The 19,031-nt window shown below is 56.0% G+C and carries 19 protein-coding genes; 6 read left to right on the top strand and 13 right to left on the bottom strand.

The genetic code is table 11. The annotated features are described in order from the left end of the window. Positions 1 to 31 precede the first annotated feature (31 nt). Positions 32 to 1,072 carry a GMP reductase gene (locus IFU29_RS12030; protein ID WP_191934138.1) on the top strand — a complete coding sequence of 347 codons (1,041 nt, stop codon included), beginning with the start codon at positions 32 to 34 and terminating at the stop codon, positions 1,070 to 1,072. A 34-nt stretch (positions 1,073 to 1,106) separates the two neighbouring features. On the opposite strand, the gene hofC is transcribed toward IFU29_RS12030, so the two are convergent. From hofC to IFU29_RS11995, 7 genes are all read right to left on the bottom strand, one after another. Next, positions 1,107 to 2,306 carry a protein transport protein HofC gene (gene hofC, locus IFU29_RS12025; RefSeq protein ID WP_191934137.1) on the bottom strand — a complete coding sequence of 400 codons (1,200 nt, stop codon included), beginning with the start codon at positions 2,304 to 2,306 and terminating at the stop codon, positions 1,107 to 1,109. Further along, complete coding sequence (gspE, locus tag IFU29_RS12020; protein ID WP_191934136.1) at positions 2,299 to 3,699, bottom strand: type II secretion system protein GspE; 1,401 nt, start codon at positions 3,697 to 3,699, stop codon at positions 2,299 to 2,301. Before gspE ends, hofC begins: the two co-directional genes overlap by 8 nt. Further along, positions 3,696 to 4,139: a prepilin peptidase-dependent pilin gene (gene ppdD / locus IFU29_RS12015; RefSeq protein ID WP_191934135.1), complete on the bottom strand. Its 444-nt coding sequence runs from the start codon at positions 4,137 to 4,139 to the stop codon at positions 3,696 to 3,698. Before ppdD ends, gspE begins: the two co-directional genes overlap by 4 nt. Positions 4,140 to 4,379: 240 nt before the next feature. Then, positions 4,380 to 5,270: a carboxylating nicotinate-nucleotide diphosphorylase gene (gene nadC / locus IFU29_RS12010; protein WP_191934134.1), complete on the bottom strand. Its 891-nt coding sequence runs from the start codon at positions 5,268 to 5,270 to the stop codon at positions 4,380 to 4,382. 80 nt (positions 5,271 to 5,350) lie between these two features. Beyond that, the gene (locus IFU29_RS12005; RefSeq protein ID WP_191934133.1) at positions 5,351 to 5,896 is read right to left on the bottom strand and encodes a DUF4865 family protein; all 546 of its coding nucleotides are present in this window, start codon (positions 5,894 to 5,896) and stop codon (positions 5,351 to 5,353) included. After that, entirely contained in the window at positions 5,893 to 6,291 is a 399-nt protein-coding gene (locus tag IFU29_RS12000; protein WP_191934132.1) for a tautomerase family protein, read from the bottom strand. Before IFU29_RS12000 ends, IFU29_RS12005 begins: the two co-directional genes overlap by 4 nt. 3 nt (positions 6,292 to 6,294) lie before the next feature. Beyond that, positions 6,295 to 6,615, bottom strand: coding sequence for a carboxymuconolactone decarboxylase family protein (locus IFU29_RS11995; protein ID WP_191934131.1), 321 nt, complete (start codon positions 6,613 to 6,615; stop codon positions 6,295 to 6,297). Positions 6,616 to 6,719: 104 nt separating this feature from the next. On the opposite strand from IFU29_RS11995, the gene IFU29_RS11990 reads away from it, so the two are divergent. Then, positions 6,720 to 7,631 carry a LysR substrate-binding domain-containing protein gene (locus tag IFU29_RS11990; protein ID WP_191934130.1) on the top strand — a complete coding sequence of 304 codons (912 nt, stop codon included), beginning with the start codon at positions 6,720 to 6,722 and terminating at the stop codon, positions 7,629 to 7,631. Here IFU29_RS11990 and IFU29_RS11985 read toward each other — a convergent pair. The 3 genes from IFU29_RS11985 to IFU29_RS11975 form a co-directional block, all read right to left on the bottom strand. Then, positions 7,618 to 8,277, bottom strand: a complete 660-nt coding sequence (locus IFU29_RS11985; protein ID WP_191934129.1) for an anti-sigma factor — start codon at positions 8,275 to 8,277, stop codon at positions 7,618 to 7,620. The genes IFU29_RS11990 and IFU29_RS11985 overlap by 14 nt on opposite strands. Beyond that, complete coding sequence (locus tag IFU29_RS11980; RefSeq protein ID WP_191934128.1) at positions 8,274 to 8,819, bottom strand: RNA polymerase sigma factor; 546 nt, start codon at positions 8,817 to 8,819, stop codon at positions 8,274 to 8,276. The genes IFU29_RS11985 and IFU29_RS11980 overlap by 4 nt, the downstream gene beginning before the upstream one ends. 122 nt (positions 8,820 to 8,941) lie before the next feature. Beyond that, the gene (locus tag IFU29_RS11975; protein WP_191934127.1) at positions 8,942 to 9,499 is read right to left on the bottom strand and encodes a fasciclin domain-containing protein; all 558 of its coding nucleotides are present in this window, start codon (positions 9,497 to 9,499) and stop codon (positions 8,942 to 8,944) included. A 183-nt stretch (positions 9,500 to 9,682) separates the two neighbouring features. Between IFU29_RS11975 and ampD the strand changes: the two genes are divergently transcribed. Beyond that, positions 9,683 to 10,240: a 1,6-anhydro-N-acetylmuramyl-L-alanine amidase AmpD gene (gene ampD, locus IFU29_RS11970; RefSeq protein WP_191934126.1), complete on the top strand. Its 558-nt coding sequence runs from the start codon at positions 9,683 to 9,685 to the stop codon at positions 10,238 to 10,240. Further along, the gene (gene ampE / locus IFU29_RS11965; protein ID WP_191934125.1) at positions 10,237 to 11,091 is read left to right on the top strand and encodes a beta-lactamase regulator AmpE; all 855 of its coding nucleotides are present in this window, start codon (positions 10,237 to 10,239) and stop codon (positions 11,089 to 11,091) included. Before ampD ends, ampE begins: the two co-directional genes overlap by 4 nt. Here ampE and IFU29_RS11960 read toward each other — a convergent pair. The 3 genes from IFU29_RS11960 to aroP form a co-directional block, all read right to left on the bottom strand. Further along, entirely contained in the window at positions 11,062 to 12,042 is a 981-nt protein-coding gene (locus IFU29_RS11960; protein WP_191934124.1) for a glycoside hydrolase family 43 protein, read from the bottom strand. The genes ampE and IFU29_RS11960 overlap by 30 nt on opposite strands. Then, entirely contained in the window at positions 12,039 to 13,454 is a 1,416-nt protein-coding gene (locus IFU29_RS11955; protein WP_191934123.1) for a glycoside-pentoside-hexuronide (GPH):cation symporter, read from the bottom strand. Before IFU29_RS11955 ends, IFU29_RS11960 begins: the two co-directional genes overlap by 4 nt. Before the next feature lie 170 nt (positions 13,455 to 13,624). Next, positions 13,625 to 14,980: an aromatic amino acid transporter AroP gene (gene aroP / locus IFU29_RS11950; RefSeq protein ID WP_191934122.1), complete on the bottom strand. Its 1,356-nt coding sequence runs from the start codon at positions 14,978 to 14,980 to the stop codon at positions 13,625 to 13,627. A 472-nt stretch (positions 14,981 to 15,452) separates the two neighbouring features. Between aroP and pdhR the strand changes: the two genes are divergently transcribed. Further along, complete coding sequence (gene pdhR / locus IFU29_RS11945) at positions 15,453 to 16,217, top strand: pyruvate dehydrogenase complex transcriptional repressor PdhR (RefSeq protein WP_191934372.1); 765 nt, start codon at positions 15,453 to 15,455, stop codon at positions 16,215 to 16,217. A 139-nt stretch (positions 16,218 to 16,356) separates the two neighbouring features. Then, the gene (gene aceE, locus IFU29_RS11940) at positions 16,357 to 19,020 is read left to right on the top strand and encodes a pyruvate dehydrogenase (acetyl-transferring), homodimeric type (RefSeq protein WP_191934121.1); all 2,664 of its coding nucleotides are present in this window, start codon (positions 16,357 to 16,359) and stop codon (positions 19,018 to 19,020) included. Positions 19,021 to 19,031 lie beyond the last annotated feature (11 nt).

Raw genomic sequence — 19,031 nt, 5'->3', positions numbered from 1 at the left:
TGCATCAACGCCATCAACCAGGAAATTTGTTATGCGTATCGAAGAAGATATTAAGTTGGGCTTCAAAGATGTTCTAATCCGGCCAAAGCGTTCCACGCTGCAAAGCCGTTCTCAGGTTGAGCTGGAGCGTCAGTTTACCTTCAAGCATTCAGGCATCGCCTGGTCTGGCGTACCCATTATTGCGGCGAATATGGACACCGTCGGTACCTTCAGTATGGCGCAGGCGCTGGCCTCGTTCGATATTCTCACCGCAGTGCATAAACATTACAGCGTTGAGCAGTGGCGGGCGTTCGTTGAGCGTTCCACGCCGGAGGTGCTTCAGCATGTGATGGTGTCTACCGGAACCTCTGAGGCTGACTTCCTCAAGCTGCAGCAGATTCTGGCGCTGTCCCCGGCGCTGAACTTTATCTGCATTGACGTGGCGAACGGTTACTCCGAGCACTTTGTCGCCTTTCTGCGGCGTGCCCGCGAAGCCTGCCCGGGTAAAACTATCTGTGCCGGTAACGTGGTGACCGGGGAAATGGTGGAGGAACTGATCCTCTCCGGGGCCGATATTGTCAAAGTGGGCATCGGGCCGGGGTCGGTCTGCACTACCCGAGTGAAAACCGGCGTGGGCTATCCGCAACTGTCCGCCGTGATTGAGTGTGCAGATGCGGCACACGGTCTTGGCGGCCAGATTGTCAGCGATGGCGGCTGCTCGGTACCTGGCGATGTTGCGAAAGCCTTCGGCGGCGGTGCTGATTTTGTCATGCTCGGCGGGATGCTGGCGGCTCACGATGAATGTGAGGGCACGGTCGTCGAAGAACAGGGCGAAAAATTTATGCTGTTCTATGGCATGAGCTCAGAGTCAGCAATGAAACGTCATGTTGGCGGTGTGGCACAGTACCGGGCAGCGGAGGGGAAAACCGTTAAGCTGCCGGTGCGGGGGCCGGTCGAACTCACCGCTCTGGATATCCTGGGAGGGCTGCGTTCAGCCTGTACCTATGTGGGTGCCGAAAGGTTGAAAGAGCTGACCAAGCGCACAACGTTTATCCGCGTTAACGAGCAGGAAAACCGCGTTTTTAACCGCTAAACCGGCCAGCCCCGCCCCGTCGGGCGGGGCATGTCTACCCCAGCGCATCCCCCAGGCGAAATACGGGCAGATACATGGCCACCACCAGCGTACCGACAATCCCCCCAATCACCACCATCATCAGCGGTTCCAGCGCCGCCGCGAGCGTATCTGCCAGCTGGTGGGTGCGTTGTTCATGCCAGTTCGCCAGCCTGAACAGCAGCGTATCCAGCGAACCAGACTCTTCACCCACCTTCACTAACTGGTAGCAAAGAGGCGTAAACAACGCATGAGATTTCAGGGCCTGATGCAGGGGATGACCTGCCTCAATGTGGCGCTGTAATTCGCCAATAGCCTCACGCCAGATCAGCGGTGACAGTGTCTTTTCCACGGCCTGCAGGCTCTGAAGTAATGTCAGTCCAGCCCGCTGTGTCAGAGACAGAGTGGTAAAAATCTGGCTTAACAGGCTGCCCTGACAAAGCGTCGAGACCAGGGGCAAACGAAGCAGTAAACGCTGTTCCACGCGCTGCCAGCGCAGAGACGTCCTGCGACGGTGCCTCCAGATGAGTGCTGCAACGGCAACACTGACGATCATCATCAGTGCCTGCTGTTGCAGAAGCTGTGAAAAAGCGATAACAGCGGCGGTAAAGGCGGGAAGGGGAGCATTAAACGTCTTGTAGATAGCGACGAACTCAGGCAGAACAAAGACCAGCATCCCCAGACTGACCAGCAGTGCCACTACGAGAATAAACAGGGGGTAGCGCAGGGCTTTTTTCACCTTCATCTGCAACTGGTGCTGACGCTCCTGCTGATTGGCCAGCTGCAGGCAGCACTCGTCCAGCTCACCGGTCAGTTCGCCGATATGAATCAGTGCCGGATACAGCGGCGGAAAGACGTCAGGCCAGTGCGTTAACGCTTCTGAAAAGGGTGTGCCAGCCGAGATGCTGTGTTGCAGGCCGGAAAGCAGCGCCTGCCAGCCCGGTTCAGGGTGATCCTCAGCCAGCAGCTGTAAGCACCCTGACAGGGACATTCCCGCCTTTAGCAAGGTGGATAACTGGCGCACAAAGGCTGTTTTATGCGCCCATTTCCAGTGCCGTGGGGCGTAGCGGCGGTCGTGCGAGATCTTCAGCGGTAGCTGACTTGCCGCCGCCAGATCACTGGCAATCTGCAGCGGGCTGGCGGCAAAGCGGTATCCCTGATGGAGTCCGCCCTCATCGTCAACCGCCTGCCAGCGATAAAGAGAACGTTTACTCATGACTTTCTCCTGCGACCCGTGTCAGCTCTTCCAGGGTGGTGTCACCACGATTGACGCAGTGCAGCCCCTCAACAAACAGGGAATTCAGCCCCTGCTGGCGGGCAATATTTGCCAGTTCTTCCGGATGAGCCGATCTTGCCAGAGCATTCTGTAACCTGCCATCGATCGGCAGCAGTTCAAACAGGGGCAGGCGTCCATAGAAGCCCGAAAAGCAGTGTTCACAACCTACCGCGCGCCAGTTCTGTACGGTCCCGGGCCAGACAGACGGAGGAAAATGGGCCGTGGCATCGGCAGGCTGACGGCAGTGGGGACAAAGCCTGCGTACCAGACGTTGTGCAATGACCAGTTTCAGCGCGGAGGCCAGCAGATAGCCCGGAACACCCATCTGTCCCATACGTACCAGTGTTTCCGTCGTGGAATTCGTATGCAGGGTGGAGAGCACCAGATGTCCGGTCTGGGCTGCTTTAACCGCAATCTCAGCGGTTTCCCCATCACGTATCTCTCCAATCATGATCACGTCTGGATCCTGGCGCAGCAGCGCACGCAGGACCCGGTGAAAATCCAGGCCTGCCCGGGGATGAATTTGAGTCTGATTAATGCCTGGCAGAGGGATCTCGATTGGGTCCTCTACGCTGCACACATTTCGCGTGATGGCATTCAGCCAGCTCAGACCACTGTACAGCGTGAACGTCTTGCCGCTGCCGGTGGGGCCGGTCACCAGAATCATGCCCTGCGGCCGGGACAGTGCTTCACGGTAGCGCTTCAAATGATGGGCTGGCATGCCAAGATTTTCCAGGGCGATAGCCTGGGTATCACTTTGCAGCAGCCGTACGACTGCTTTCTCACCGAAACGTGTCGGCAACGTAGACAGACGAAACGACTCGCTGACGCCGTTAAGCAACAGGGAGAACTGACCATCCTGCGGCACCCTGCGTTCAGCAATATCCAACCCCGCGAGGATCTTTAACCGGGCGACCAGCGGAGCGCTATTATCCTGGCCCGCCACAGGCAGGCGCTGCAGAACGCCGTCGACGCGCAGGCGAACACGAAGCCCCGCTTCCTGTGGCTCAATATGAATATCCGATGCGCGTTTCTGCAGCGCCTGGGTGAGCAGCATATCAATTTTGTCTACAGCCGATCCCGCGGATTCTTGCTGGTTTTCCGTCGAACCCTGCACGGAAGAGGCATGTTCGCGGGTAAACTGCTCTATGCGTGCCTGTGGCCAGCACTCAACATCAATGGTGCTGTGGGTAGTAAAGCGCAGGGCTGCCATCATCTCATGAGTGGGCGTTTCCGCCGTGGCAATACGCAGCCGCTGTGCGCTGTAGTCGATGATAATAGCCCCGTGCTGCTGGCAGATGATTTCTATCGCACGCTGAGTCTCTGCGGTCATGGTATCTGTTCCTCATCGAAACGGAATACCTCCTGACAGGCTTCCTTCAGGCTGACGTTTCCACTGGTACAACTGCGCTGCCAGCTTATCTGCCCATCGCTGCTATCCCACTGCGGTGTGAGTTTAACGCTTAAACCCAGCAGGCTTTCCTGGCCGGTAAGCGTAATCACCCCTGCATTTGCGGTCAGTGCAGAAACATAGTGCGAGGTCCGTTCAGCAGGAACCCCGTTACTGCCGGCACTACAGTTTCCACTGCCCCCACGCTCTATCGCGCACAGTTCGACGGCGGTTTTAAACGGCATCGCCGTCTGGAGCATATCGGTGAGCGCTGCTTTTTGCAGATAGCCCTGATAAGCAGGCAGCCCAATGGCGCTGAGAATGGCAATAATAGCGATGACGATCATCAGTTCGATCAGGGTAAAGCCCCGCTGGTGGATCATAACAAACCTCCTTGTGTATTGAGGCAGGTACCCTACTTCAGCGGGAAACCTCCGGCCAGCGTCAGACCGCGTTGTTCAGAGGCACGTCGTAAAGTGTGTTGCTGTGTTGCATGGGTACCGTCAGGGCTGGAAGCCACCCCGCAAAAGCACCGCGCGGACAAAAAAAGGCCAGCGTATCTGGCTGGCCTGAGGTAAAACGGGGACGTTGACTGACGCGATGTCTGCTACGCGGCGTTACCCTTAGCGAAAGCGCATCGACAGATCGAGGGCATGCACATGTTTGGTCAGGGCACCGACGGAAATATAATCCACACCGGTTTCGGCAAAGGTACGCAGTGTTTGATCGGTGACATTTCCCGAGACTTCCAGCAATGCCCGGCCGTCGCTGATTTTCACCGCTTCACGCATCTGCCCGACGGTGAAGTTGTCCAGCATCACGATGTCTGCACCGGCCTGCAGCGCCTGCTCCAGTTCATCCAGCGACTCGACTTCCACCTCTACGGGGACGTCAGGGCGCAGCCAGAAGGCTTTTTCGACGGCTTTGGCGATAGAACCGCAGGCGATGATGTGGTTTTCTTTAATCAGAAACGCATCCGAAAGACCCAGACGGTGGTTGGCCCCGCCGCCGCACAGTACCGCGTATTTCAGTGCCGTACGCAGCCCTGGCAGGGTTTTACGCGTATCCAGCAGCTGTGTACGGGTGCCTTCCAGCAGGGCGACATAGCGGCTGACTTCCGTTGCCACGCCAGAGAGCGTCTGGACAAAGTTCAGTGCGGTACGTTCAGCGGTGAGGATCACCGGGGCAGGGCCGTTGACCTCAAACAGCGTCTGATCGGCAGCGATCGTATCACCGTCATCAACGTGCCAGACAGTCTGCACTTTGTCCCCCAGTTGAATAAACACTTCCTCCACCCAGCGCTTACCGCAGAAAATACCCGGTTCACGCGTGATGACTACGGCGTGAGAGGCGGTGTCGGCAGACAGCAGACTGGCGGTGATGTCCTGGCAGAGGTCAATTTCACCCCCCAGGTCTTCACGCAGTGCCTGGGCGACGCCAGGCGGAATATCGTCCTCAATACGGCCCATTAATTCAGCGCGACGGCTGTCCGGATCGTAACGGCGGGATGTCATGATCAAACTCCGAAAGGTCGGATAACAGAGGCTGACATGCTAGCGTGTTTATACCGCCCATGCCAGCGACCGCCGCCGGATTACACGATGTGTAGCGGCAGCGAGATGTGTCCCACCCGGTAGCATTCTGCGGCATTCACGTCACTCAACGGCCGCGGGCTTATCTGAAAGGTTAAATGCCGCCAGGTTTGTACATCCCATGCAAGGATCTGACTGACTGAGGCTGCCTGTTCTTCGATCTCTGGGCGGTAACGTGTGAGATCTGTATAGGGGGATATGGGGGTAATAATACGCCTGGCAAAACCGGCGTTCGCCAGTGCCGATGCCGGTTGGTAGTGCAGGACCAGCCAGCTGTCGATCTGCGGCCAGCCATAATCCTGAGTCAGCCGCTGAAACGCACTGCTGGTGAGAAAGCGCGTCATACTCTCACTGTCCTGCCAGAGGTAAAAAGGCGCATACAGCGGCTCGGGAGAATGTTGTGGGCTGCCATAATCAGCGTAGCAATAGGCTTTCAGAAGCAGGCCAGGGAAACCATCAAGCCGGTGACCATTTTCGCCGATACGGGTGGTGATGATTGCCATGTCATAGTCATGTGGCAGGCGGAAACGATATTGCATGGCGATCATAATGTGTTCTCCGCTGGCCAGTGAAAAGCGTTACCGCTGGCGAAAGACCAGTCCTCAGGCTGGGTAAAACTCAGTGTGACCATCACATCTTCCGGGCGTATCGCCAGCTCGCCGGAGAGTCGATGTGCCAGGTGATGATAAAACTGCTGTTTTTGCTCCACCGTTCTGGGCCTGCCTGCGGTGATATGAAACCAGACAAATCCCTCAGATCGCGGGCCGCCAAGATAGTGGCGTGGATACACCCGCTGGTCTGGCGCATATTCGTCCAGCAGTTGAAAGCAGTCATCCGGCGGTACGTCGAAAAAATCCACCAGCGTACGGTGCAGGATCTCTGACAGCGCCTGTTTGAAAGGGGGCGTGGTGCCCCCGGGCAGGGCAATCCGGGTAAATGGCATAAGTTACTCCTGAGGTTTGCTGCCTGGCTGAGGCAGCAGGCTGAGTGCTGAAACGGCTGCGGGCCAGCCGCAATAAAACGCCAGATGTGTCATCGCTTCCGCGATTTCGCTGTCAGTCAGACCATTCTGCCGGGCGAAATCCAGATGCCAGGATAACTGCTGGTGGCGGCCGAGCGCGATTAACGCGGCCAGGGTGATCAGACTGCGTTCACGTTTGTTTAATTCGCTACGCTGCCAGATCGTGCCAAACAGAGTCTGTTCTGTAATGGCGGCAAGCACGGGGGACACGCTGGCCAGGCTGTCACGGTCAAGCGGTGCTGTCATGCGGCTGTTCCTTTTCTGTGGAAGAAGACAGCAGCATAGAACGTAAAAATAGTTTATAAAATCGCATATATTCGTATCGATAATCCCGAAAAACAGGATGATGAATGCAGTCGTTTAAACGTATGACTTTCGATCTGGATGCGTTACGCACGTTTGTGCTCGGTATTGAACTGGGGAGTTTTTCCCAGGCCGCCGACCGGTTGAGTCGCTCGACCTCCGCCGTTAGTGCGCAGCTAAAAAAACTGGAACAGCAAACAGGGCTGCCGCTGTTACAGAAGGCCGGGCGACGGCTGGCACTGACTGATAACGGCGAGCTGCTGATGGCTTATGGCAGGCGATTACTGGCGCTCAATGATGAGGCCTTCAGTGCGCTGTCCGGTCGGGATATTGGCGGTAGCGTGCGCATAGGGTTACAGGAAGATTTTGGCGAGATCGTGCTGCCGGAACTGCTGGGGCAGTTTTCGCGGGCACATCCGCTGATACAGGTCTCTGCACGCATTGGCCGTAACAGTGAATTACTGCAGGGAATGCGTCAGGGGGAGCTTGACCTGGCATTGTGCTGGCAGGGGGATGACACGTCACGCTTTACGCAGCCGCTGCCGGCCGCCGCACTGCGCTGGATAGGGCGTGAAGGGTTTCAGCTGGCGCAATGGTTAGAGCAGGGTGAGGCGTTGCCGCTGTTGCTGTTTGAGGCACCCTGTCTGATGCGCACCCGGGCAATCGATGCACTGGATCACGCCGCCATACCGTGGCGGGTAGCTTTTACCAGCAGAAGCCTGAGCGGACTCTGGGCCGCGGCCTCCGCCGGACTGGGCGTGACCCTGCGCACTCAGTTTGGGCTTCCGCAGGGGCTGCAGGTCTTACATCATCCGCTGCTGCCGCCGGTCGGGGATTTGGGCATGGCACTGCTTCAGGGGCAGGAGGTATTACCGCCTGCCGCCGCGCGCTTGCGCGCGATACTGCTGGCGCAACTGGCTCCGGTTTTACCCGAGGCCAGTCTGGCTACAAAGGCATAATTTTACCGCTATACAGTACCTGCCCTGTCGGTTGTCCGGTCGGGGAACCGCCGCGCGGCTCAAGGCTGATCGCCAGCGTCGGTAGCTGTGCTATCTGGCGTGACGTGACGTCAACGCGCTGACGCTCTCCCTCTGTCACCAGCCCCAGAGACTGCGGTTTCTCACCTGGCGGGATGAGCCAGAGCTGTAAACTGTGGTCGGGTTGAATGGCCGGGGCATTGACGGCCTCCACCATCAGCTGCGTTTTATCCGGGCTGAGGCTGACGACCCAGGACCCCTGCTGGCTGTCACCGTTAAGTACCGCAATGGCCTGCTGTGCTGGCGGCACGCTGAACTGCGTATACAGCAGCGCTCCGGCAAAGGAGGCGGCCAGCACCCATCCCACCCAGGGCCAGCGCGGGCGGTGTGCAGGCGCAATGTTAGCGGGAAGCCCACGGGATATTCGCTGCCAGACGGCTTCAGGAGGGGGAACGGGAGTCACCTGCTGGTCGAGTTCAGCCAGTGAATTCTGCCAGCGGCTGACTTCTGCCGCCAGCTCAGGCTCCTGCAGCAGGCGGCGGGCAAAACGCTGACGTGCGGCACCGCGCAGCGTGCCAAGGGCATATTCTGCGGCCAGGGCTGAGTCAAAATCGCGTCTGCTTTTCATATGCCCACACACTCTTTCAGTTGAGTTAATGCACGGCGGATCCAGCTTTTAATGGTTCCCGCAGGTTGTTCCAGGTGCAGCGCAATTTCGCTATGTGACAATCCCTGATAATACGCCAGCGTGATGCTCTGACGCTGTTCAGACGACAGCTGTGTCATGCAGTCTGTCAGTCTGCGTGATTCTGATCCTGAAGGTAAGTCAGCGCTGAGGGGCGTCATGGCGAACAGATCGTCATCCTCTTCCAGCGCGTCGACACGGTTATCCTGCAGGCGCAAATAATCAATCGCGCGGTTGCGCACAATATTGGTAAGCCAGGTTTTAGGGGCGCTGAGTGCCGGATCAAAGCTGTCAGCACGCTGCCAGACGATAAGGAAGCTGTCATGCAGCACCTCTTCTGCCCAGTCGCGACGGCGTAACATACGCAGTGCAATGGCAAAAAGGTAAGGTGAATAACGGCGGTAGGTCGCCTCAAATGCCTGTTTATCACCGGCCGCGATGGCCTTCATAAATAAAATCTGGCTATCCGTTACGTCGTCCGTCATGAAGCATCCTGAAAAAAGAGGTGCAGAAGGAGTGTAAAAAAACCTGCTGCACCAATTATATACCCTTTATTTTAACATCAGCGGGTATATTTAGTTTTTCCCGAGTGTTGGCACACGATGGATTAAGGCATCAGTACCGTATCAATAACATCAATCACGCCATTTTTTTGCTGCACATCATAGGTGCTGATATTGGCGACGTTGCCTTTATCATCTTTTACCTGGATATTGTGAGGGCCGTTCATCATCAGCCACAGAGGGGCACCGTTAACAGTTTTCAGCTCTGCACTGCCGTTCCCCTGTTTGATTTTTTTCATCAACGCTTTCATATCATATTTTCCGGCGACCACATGATAGGTCAGCACGCTGGTCAGCGTGGCTTTGTTTTCCGGTTTCAGCAGATTATCCACGGTGCCTGCCGGCAGTTTGGCAAAGGCGGCATTGGTCGGCGCAAAGACGGTGAACGGGCCTGGACCTTGCAGGGTTTCTGCCAGGCCGGCTGCTTTCACCGCGGTCACCAGTGTCGTGTGGTCTTTCGAATTCAGGGCATTTTCAACGATATTATGGGAAGGGGACATGGCGGCCCCACCCACCATCACGGTATTCCGCGACATCTCAGCCATGGATGCAGCACTGAACAGCATTGAAGCACACAGGGCGGTACGGATGAACGTTTTCATGATGAGTTCCTTAGCGTAAGAGAAGGCATTTTTGCCTCACATAGCTATCTACGGATGAGGAGTGAAATCGGATGCAAAAAAGTAAAAATATTTTCTCACAGGGTAAAATGAGCGGCAGATAAGTTTGATTCAGCAGAAAAAAATCATGTTAATCTGCTGGAGTCTGAACACAGGAGAAGCGGTATGCAGCTGCAAGATGGGTGGATTTCGGGGGTACGGCAGGTGCCGTCGCCGCACAGTAATCAGCGACCGGAAGGGGAATCCCCCTCACTGCTGGTGATCCACAATATCAGTCTGCCACCCGGTGAATTTGGCGGCCCGTGGGTCGACGACTTGTTTACCGGACAGCTTGATCCCAGCATTCACCCGTACTTTGCTGATATCTGCCATTTAAAGGTCTCAGCACACTGTTTTATTCGTCGCGATGGTGAAATCGTGCAGTACGTCCCTTTTCACCTGCGTGCATGGCATGCCGGCGTGTCACGCTATCAGGGGCGAGAGGCCTGCAATGATTTTTCCGTGGGTATTGAGCTGGAAGGGACGGACACGCTGCCCTATACCGATGCACAATATCAGACGCTGTGTGCAGTGACGGCATTACTGACACAGCACTACCCCGCTATGGCACAGCACATCACCGGGCACAGCGACATTGCGCCTGAACGTAAAACGGACCCGGGCCCCTCTTTTGACTGGGCGCGTTATCATGCTGACCTTGAGCATACGGGAGTGAAGCTATGACGTTATTCAGCCTGTTACTGGTTCTGGGATGGGAAAGACTGTTTAAAATGGGCGAGCACTGGCAGCTTGACCATCATTTAATACCGTTATTCCGCGCCCGCCGCCACTTCTCTCTGCTTCGCACGCTACTGATGACCGTACTGATGATGGCGGCGGTTGCGCTATGTCTGCTGGCGCTGAAAGGGCTGTTTTTTGGTGTGCCTAAGCTGCTGTTTTGGATCGTCATTGGCCTGTTGTGCATCGGGGCCGGGTCGGTACGCCTGCACTATCACGCTTATCTGAAAGCTGCCAGCCACAACGATCGTGATGCACACCAGGCGATGATTGAAGAGTTAACGCTGATCCACGGTGTTCCTCCGGAGTGCAGTGAGCGTGAATTTCTGTCAGCGCTGCAAAATGCACTGCTGTGGATCAACTACCGGTTTTACCTGGCACCGCTGTTCTGGTTTGTGGTGGGGGGGCCGTGGGGGCCGGTGCTGCTGGTCGGCTACGCTTTTCTGCGAGCGTGGCAGAGCTGGCTGGCACGTCAGCAGAACCCGCTGGCGCGGGCACAATCAGGTGTGGATGCCATTCTGCACTGGGTTGACTGGGTCCCGGTACGCCTGGTCGGTGTCGCGTATGCCCTGCTGGGGCACGGTGAGCGTGCGCTGCCTGCCTGGTTCGCTTCGCTGGGCGACCGCCACACGTCTCAGTACCAGGTACTGACGCGACTGGCTCAGTTCTCTCTGGCGCGCGATCCCCACCTTGATAAGGTGGAGACCCCGCGTATCGCGGTTGCGCTGGCAAAAAAAGTGTCGCTGGTTGTGGTCGTGGTGGTGGCGTTACTGACGATTTACGGCACGCTGGTGTAGCGTCGTATCCGTATCCGCCGGTGGCGTGCCAAACTGCGGCATGCCGCTGGCATCCCAGCGGAATGTTTTTATCCGCGTATGGCGGTTAGGGTCATACAGCGGGTCCCCTTCAATTTCGGTGTAGTTACGGGCGTGATAGACCAGCACATCCTCGCCGTTTTCACCCGTAGTAAAACTGTTGTGTCCGGGGCCATACTGGCGGTTTTCCCAGCTGGTGGTAAAGACCGGTGCGGCAGATTTTTGCCAGTTTGCCGCCTGCAGCGGATCCGCGTCGGCATCAATCCAGAGCAATCCCATGCAGTAGTTCTCGTCGGTAGCGCTGGCAGAATAACTGACAAACAGCCGCTGACCGTGGCGAATGGCCGCCGGGCCTTCATTCACGCTAAAACCGGCGCACTCCCATTCATACTGCGGGCGACTGATCATCACCGGGTGGCCCTTGATCTGCCACGGGGTGGCCAGCTCTGCCAGATAGAGGTTGGAATTTCCGGGAATAGCCGGATCTTTCTGCGCCCACAGATACCAGTTTTTCCCCTGATGAACGAAGTGGGTGGCATCCAGCGCAAAGCTGTCGATGGGGGTCAGGATCTGCCCGCGCTCCACCCACTTTCCGCTGAGCGGGTCGGCATCATCACAGGTGAGGGCAAACATCCGGTGCTGGAACAAGCCCTGTTTGATCTCCTGTGACGGCGCGGCAGCAAAATAGATCACCCACTGTCCGTCAATCAGATGCAGCTCGGGTGCCCATATTAATGCACTCATTGGCCCGCGTTCGGGCTTGTGCCAGACGACTGCCGCCCGGGCCTCTGCCAGTCCGTCCAGCGTGGTGGCGCGGCGGATCTCCAGCCGGTCATACTCCGGCACCGATGCGATAAAGTAGTAGCTTCCCTGATGGCGCAGTATAAACGGGTCGGCACGCTGTTCGATTAAGGGGTTAGGCCAGTGGCTCATCGTGCGGCTCCTTGTGGTTTTGTTTTCAGCTCTTTGCTGTTGTGGTAATCGTTCAGCTCCTGATAGTTAGTGCGGCGCTGTTCCAGGTCGCTCTGGATTTGCAGCATCAGCGTACGGTCCACTTTCAGCAGGCGCACCACACCGGCGGTGATCAGGTAACCCACCGCCGGGATCACGGTAAACAGCAGGACGATGCCGTTTAAAGCGGCCGGGCTCTGCTGTTTTGCCCCGGCATTGTAGCCGTACCAGGAGAGCAGGAAGCCGACCATCGCCCCGGCCACTGCCAGCCCGACCTTCAGGAAGAACAGGTTGCCGGAAAAGCTGATACCGGTGATACGTTTGCCGGTTTTCCACTCACCGTAGTCATCCACATCGGCCATCAGCGACCAGTGTAGCGGTGACGGGATCTGATGCAGAATATTCAGCAGGAAGTACATCACCAGCACCAGCATGGTGGCCTGCGGGTCGAGGAAGTAGAACCCGCCAGAGAAGATCGCCAGCGCAATATTGGTCCAGAAGAAGACTTTCAGTTTACACCAGCGGTCGGTCAGAACCTTTGCCAGCGTGCTACCCACCATCATGCCAACCACGCCCAGGCTGATAAACAGCGTGGCAAAGTGGGTCGACTGCTGCATCACCCATGTGACGTAGTACATGGTGGCGGCCATGCGGATAAAGCCGGGGCAGACGTTGCAGAAGGTCAGCAGCAGAATACGCACCCACTGATCGTTCTTCCACACGTCCCGCAGATCCCCCTTCAGGTCGTCATGAGTGGGGACGGCCGGATGAATACGTTCGCGCACCGTGGCAAAGCAGAACAGAAACATCATCAGGGCGACCAGCGCCATCACACCCATAGCCATCTGGTAGCCGCGCGCCTTATTGTCACCGCCAAACCAGTCCGCCAGCGGCAGCAGCGTCAGCGAGAGGATCAGGGTGGCGACGCCAACCATCACAAAGCGGTACGACTGGCAGGAGACACGCTCACCCGGGTCACTGGTGATCACGCCGCCCAGCGAGCAGTAAGGAATATTGATCGCCGTATAGGTCAGGGACATCAGGAAGTAGGTGGCGAATGCCCAGATCACCTTGCTGTTGTAGGTCCAGTCTGGCGTGGTAAACATCAGTACGCTGAACAGCACGTAGGGCAGGGAGATCCACAGCAGCCATGGGCGGAACCGCCCCCAGCGACTCTGCGTGCGGTCGGCAATCGCGCCCATAATCGGGTCCGTCACGGCATCGATTACCCTGACTGACAGCAGCAGCACCCCGACCAGCGCCGGGGCAAGGCCGAAGACGTCAGTGTAGAAATAGTTAAGAAAAAGCATGATGGCACCGCCGATCATATTGCATCCGGCGTCGCCCATCCCGTAACCAATTTTTTCTCTGACTGAGAGCCTGGTGCTCTTCATGGATTATTCTCCCGCGTATCATTCGTGATCGAGAGTATTCACGCTTATCGCGCGCAGTGCGCAGGTGCAAAACGTCGCAGAGATGGACAAAACGCCTGGGGAGGGGAAAGTGTGAGGCAGATAACAGTTCGGCCAGCTTATGCTGGCCGAATCAGAAGCGAAGGTGATGATTATCCGCGCTGAGTGCGGTTTTTCACCCAGTAGCCGACGGCGAGGATCAGTACCCATACCGGGATCAACCAGACGGAGATTGCCATGCCTGGGGTGATCGCCATCAGTACCAGGATACCGGCCAGGAATAACAGGCAGATCCAGTTACCCAACGGGTAGAACAGGGCCGGGAAGCGGGTTTTAATCCCCTGCTGGTCCTTTTTACGGCGGAACTTCATGTGCGCCAGGCTAATCATCGCCCAGTTGATGACCAGAGCAGAAACCACCAGCGCCATCAGCAGGCCAAAAGCCTCGCCCGGCATCAGGTAGTTCAGCAGCACGCACAGGGCAGTGGCCACGGCGGAGAACAGAATGGAGATCACCGGCACACCGCGACCGTCCACTTTCAACAGCGCTTTCGGGGCGTTGCCCTGCTGCGCCAGGCCAAACAGCATACGGCTGTTACAGTAAACACAGCTGTTGTACACCGACAGCGCCGCCGTCAGGATCACGACGTTAAGGGCGTTGGCCACCAGGGCATCGCCCAGCTCGTGGAAAATCAGCACAAACGGGCTGGTATCGGCAGTGACACGCGTCCACGGCATCAGTGAAAGAAGGACAGCCAGTGAGCCGACATAGAAAATCAGGATACGGTAGATCACCTGGTTGGTGGCTTTGGGAATGCTGGTTTCCGGGTTATCGGCTTCTGCCGCCGTGATACCGACCAGCTCCAGACCACCGAAAGAGAACATGATGATGGCCATCATCATGATCAGGCCGCTAAAGCCATTCGGCAGGAAGCCCCCCTGTTCCCAAAGGTTACGCACGCTGGCCTGCGGGCCACCGGTACCGCTGAACAGCAACCAGCCGCCGAACAGGATCATCGCCACGACGGCAACGACCTTGATTATCGCGAACCAGAACTCCATTTCACCGAACACTTTGACATTGGTGAGGTTGATCGCGTTGATCAGCACAAAGAAAACGGCGGCAGACATCCAGGTGGGGATATCGGGGTACCAGAACTGGATATATTTGCCCACTGCGGTCAGTTCGGCCATTGCGACCAGCACATACAGGACCCAGTAGTTCCAGCCGGAGGCGAAACCGGCGAAATTACCCCAGTATTTATAGGCAAAGTGGCTGAAGCTGCCTGCAACAGGCTCTTCCACTACCATTTCGCCCAACTGGCGCATAATCAGGAAGGCGATAAACCCGGCGATGGCATAGCCAAGTATCACGCCGGGACCTGCGGATTGAATCACCGATGCACTGCCCAGAAACAGGCCAGTACCGACGGCACCGCCTAATGCAATCAGCTGGATATGGCGGTTTTTCAGACCACGCTTCAGCGTTTCGCCCTGCTGTTGTTCCATAGAAACCTCGTACTTATTATTTTTTAATGTATTAAAAACTTTACGCTGTCGTGTAAGCGAAAATAGGGCAAAACGTATCCTGGCGAAGAGAATAGTGTTAAGTGACCGCTAATGCACTCGCTTTTGCTTTCTGTGCGAAAGAATGCCCAAAAAATCAACGATCGCTCTCAGTTTTATCATTCTCATTTTCTGTCACAAATCAGCAAGAATGACGAATAACATTCTCTTATGGTGACATCGCTGTTTATCCACTAACCTGCTGCCGCCTTTCGAAAAAGTGACGAAATTTAACATTTACCCCGCCCGGTAAGAGCCCGACAGTTTTTCAGCTTAGGCTATGATTGTGAAAGAGACGGCGGTCTGGATTCAGCGGGTCACCATATGGACATCAGGTGAATACTTTGTTACTTTACGGGCTCCTTTTTGCAATTGGTATTACCAATTTACTCTGGCAAATCGAAAAGAAGGGATGATGGCCTACAGCAAGATCCGCCAACCGAAGCTTTCTGATGCTATCGAACAGCAGCTTGAGTCCCTGATTATGGAAGGGACGCTGCGCCCTGGAGAGAAACTGCTGCCCGAGCGAGAGCTGGCTGTACAGTTTGACGTCTCCCGCCCCTCTCTGCGTGAAGCGATACAGCGTCTGGAAGCCAAGGGCCTGTTACTCCGCCGTCAGGGGGGAGGAACCTTCGTCCAGACCCATTTGTGGAAAACCCTGAGCGATCCGCTCGTAGAATTAGTTGCCGGCCATCCTGAATCCCAGTTCGACCTGTTAGAAACACGACATGCGCTGGAAGGGATTGCCGCCTATTACGCCGCACTGCGCGGCACTGACGACGATCTGGCGCGCATCCGCGACTGTCATCTGCAGATCCAGACCGCCCAGCAAAGCGGCGATCTCGACGCAGAAGCCGATGCCGTGATGCAATATCAGATTGCTGTCACAGAAGCGGCTCATAATGTGGTGCTTTTACATCTACTTCGCAGCATGGGCCCGATGCTGGAACAGAACGTCAGACAGAACTTTGAATTGCTCTACTCGCGTCGTGAGATGCTGGAGAAAGTAAGTAGCCACCGCGCCAGTATTTTTGAGGCGATTGTGGCACGTGAGCCCGAGCAGGCACGCGAAGCTTCACACCGCCACCTGGCGTTTATCGAGGAAATATTGCTGGACAGAAGTCGGGAGCAAAGTCGTAGAGAGCGCTCCTTGAGACGTTTACAGCAACGTAAGGACTAACGCGTAAATATAACGCGGCACGTACCTGTATAGGTATAAACGACGGGCCTGTCTCTTTGTGTTTTGAAGTGAACCAGAGCACAAAGAGACAGGCTCCAGACAATTCAACGTAATTAGACACAGATAAGGAATACCCCCCATGTCAGAACGTTTAAATAATGACGTGGATCCGATCGAAACTCGCGACTGGTTAGAAGCGATCGAATCGGTCATCCGTGAAGAAGGTGTTGAGCGCGCACAGTATCTGATTGACCAGGTGTTGAGCGGCGCACGTAAAGGCGGCGTGAAAGTGGCTGCCGGTGCGGGAGCCAGTAACTACATTAACTCTATCGCCGTTGAAGATGAGCCGGAATACCCGGGCAACACGTCTTTAGAGCGTCGTATCCGTTCCGCTATTCGCTGGAACGCCATCATGACCGTTCTGCGTGCATCAAAGAAAGATATGGATCTGGGTGGCCACATGTCCTCCTTCCAGTCTTCTGCCACTGTGTATGAAGTGTGCTTTAACCACTTCTTCCGTGCGCGCACCGAAAAAGACGGCGGCGATCTGGTTTACTTCCAGGGCCATATCTCGCCGGGCGTGTACGCCCGTGCCTTCCTGGAAGGTCGCCTGACCGAAGACCAGATGAACAACTTCCGTCAGGAAGTTGACGGTAAAGGCCTGTCCTCTTACCCGCATCCTAAACTGATGCCTAACTTCTGGCAGTTCCCGACCGTTTCCATGGGCCTTGGCCCACTGGGTGCAATCTATCAGGCTAAGTTCCTGAAATATCTGGAACACCGTGGCCTGAAAGATACTTCTCAGCAGACCGTTTATGCCTTCCTGGGCGACGGTGAGATGGATGAGCCAGAATCTAAAGGGGCGATCACCATCGCGACCCGTGAAAAACTGGATAACCTGGTCTTCATCATCAACTGTAACTTGCAGCGTCTGGATGGCCCGGTCACCGGTAACGGCAAGATCATTAACGAACTGGACGGCATCTTCGGTGGCGCTGGCTGGGAAGTGATCAAGGTTATCTGGGGCGGCCGTTGGGATGAACTGCTGCGTAAAGACACCAGCGGTAAACTGATCCAGCTGATGAATGAAACGGTTGACGGCGACTATCAGACCTTCAAATCCCGCAACGGTGCCTACGTTCGTGAGCACTTCTTCGGTAAATATCCGGAAACCGCAGCGCTGGTTAAAGATATGACCGACGACGAGATCTGGTCCCTGAACCGTGGTGGTCACGATCCGAAGAAAGTCTTTGCCGCACTGAAAAAAGCCCAGGACACCAAAGGTAAACCTGTGGTGATTCTGGCACATACCATTAAAGGTTATGGTATGGGCGAGACGGCAGAAGGCAAGAACATCGCGCACCAGGTCAAGAAAATGAACATGGATGGCGTACGCTACATCCGCGATCGTTTCAACGTACCGGTCAGTGATGAAGCCATTGAAAAACTGCCGTATGTGACCTTCGAAAAAGGTTCTGAAGAGTATAACTACCTGCACGGTCAGCGTGAAAAACTGGGCGGCTACCTGCCAACCCGTGAAGCGAAATTCAGCGAGAAGCTGGATATGCCAGTGCTGGAAGATTTCCGTGCGCTGCTGGATGAGCAGAACAAAGAGATCTCGACCACCATCGCCTTCGTGCGTGCCCTGAACGTGATGCTGAAAAATCCGTCGATCAAAGATCGTCTGGTGCCGATCATTGCGGATGAAGCGCGTACCTTCGGTATGGAAGGCCTGTTCCGCCAGATCGGTATCTACAGCCCGAATGGCCAGCAGTACACGCCGCAGGACCGTGAGCAGGTTGCTTACTATAAAGAAGACGAAAAAGGTCAGATCCTGCAGGAAGGGATTAACGAACTGGGTGCAGGCGCATCGTGGCTGGCGGCGGCAACGTCTTACAGCACCAACAACCTGCCAATGATCCCGTTCTACATCTACTACTCCATGTTCGGTTTCCAGCGTATCGGTGACCTGTGCTGGGCAGCGGGTGACCAGCAGGCACGCGGCTTCCTGGTGGGCGGCACTTCTGGTCGTACGACACTGAACGGTGAAGGTCTGCAGCACGAAGATGGTCACAGCCATATTCAGTCTCTGACTATCCCGAACTGTATCTCCTACGATCCGGCTTACGCTTATGAAGTAGCAGTCATCATGCATGACGGCCTGGTGCGTATGTACGGCGAAGCGCAGGAAAATGTGTATTACTACATCACCACGCTGAACGAAAACTACCATATGCCAGCTATGCCGGCCGGTGCAGAAGAGGGTATCCGTAAAGGTATCTATAAACTGGACAGCAAAGAAGGCAGCAAAGGTAAAGTACAGCTGCTGGGTTCAGGTTCTATCCTGCGCCACGTGCGTGAAGCGGCTGACATCCTGGCGAAAGATTACGGTGTAGGTTCGGACATCTACAGCGTGACCTCCTTCACCGAACTGGCCCGTGATGGTCAGGACTGTGAGCGTTGGAACATGCTGCACCCAACGTCAGAGCCTCGCGTGCCGTACATCGCTCAGGTGATGAACGATGCCCCTGCCGTGGCATCAACCGACTACATGAAACTGTTCGCCGAGCAGGTTCGCAGCTATATCCCTGCCAGCGACTATCGCGTGCTGGGTACTGACGGCTTCGGTCGTTCAGACAGCCGTGAGAATCTGCGTCACCACTTCGAAGTGGACGCATCTTACGTGGTGGTTGCAGCCCTGGGTGAACTGGCTAAACGTGGCGAAATCGACAAAAAAGTGGTGGCTGATGCCATCGTTAAGTTCGAGATCGATGCTGATAAAGTTAACCCACGCCTGGCATAAGAGGTAATAGA

This window comes from Erwinia persicina, assembly GCF_014838825.1.
In the GTDB taxonomy this organism is placed as follows: Bacteria; Pseudomonadota; Gammaproteobacteria; order Enterobacterales; family Enterobacteriaceae; genus Erwinia; species Erwinia persicina_A.
The sequence above is the reverse complement of the archived record's forward strand: the minus strand, read 5'-3'. Positions and strand labels throughout refer to the sequence as shown.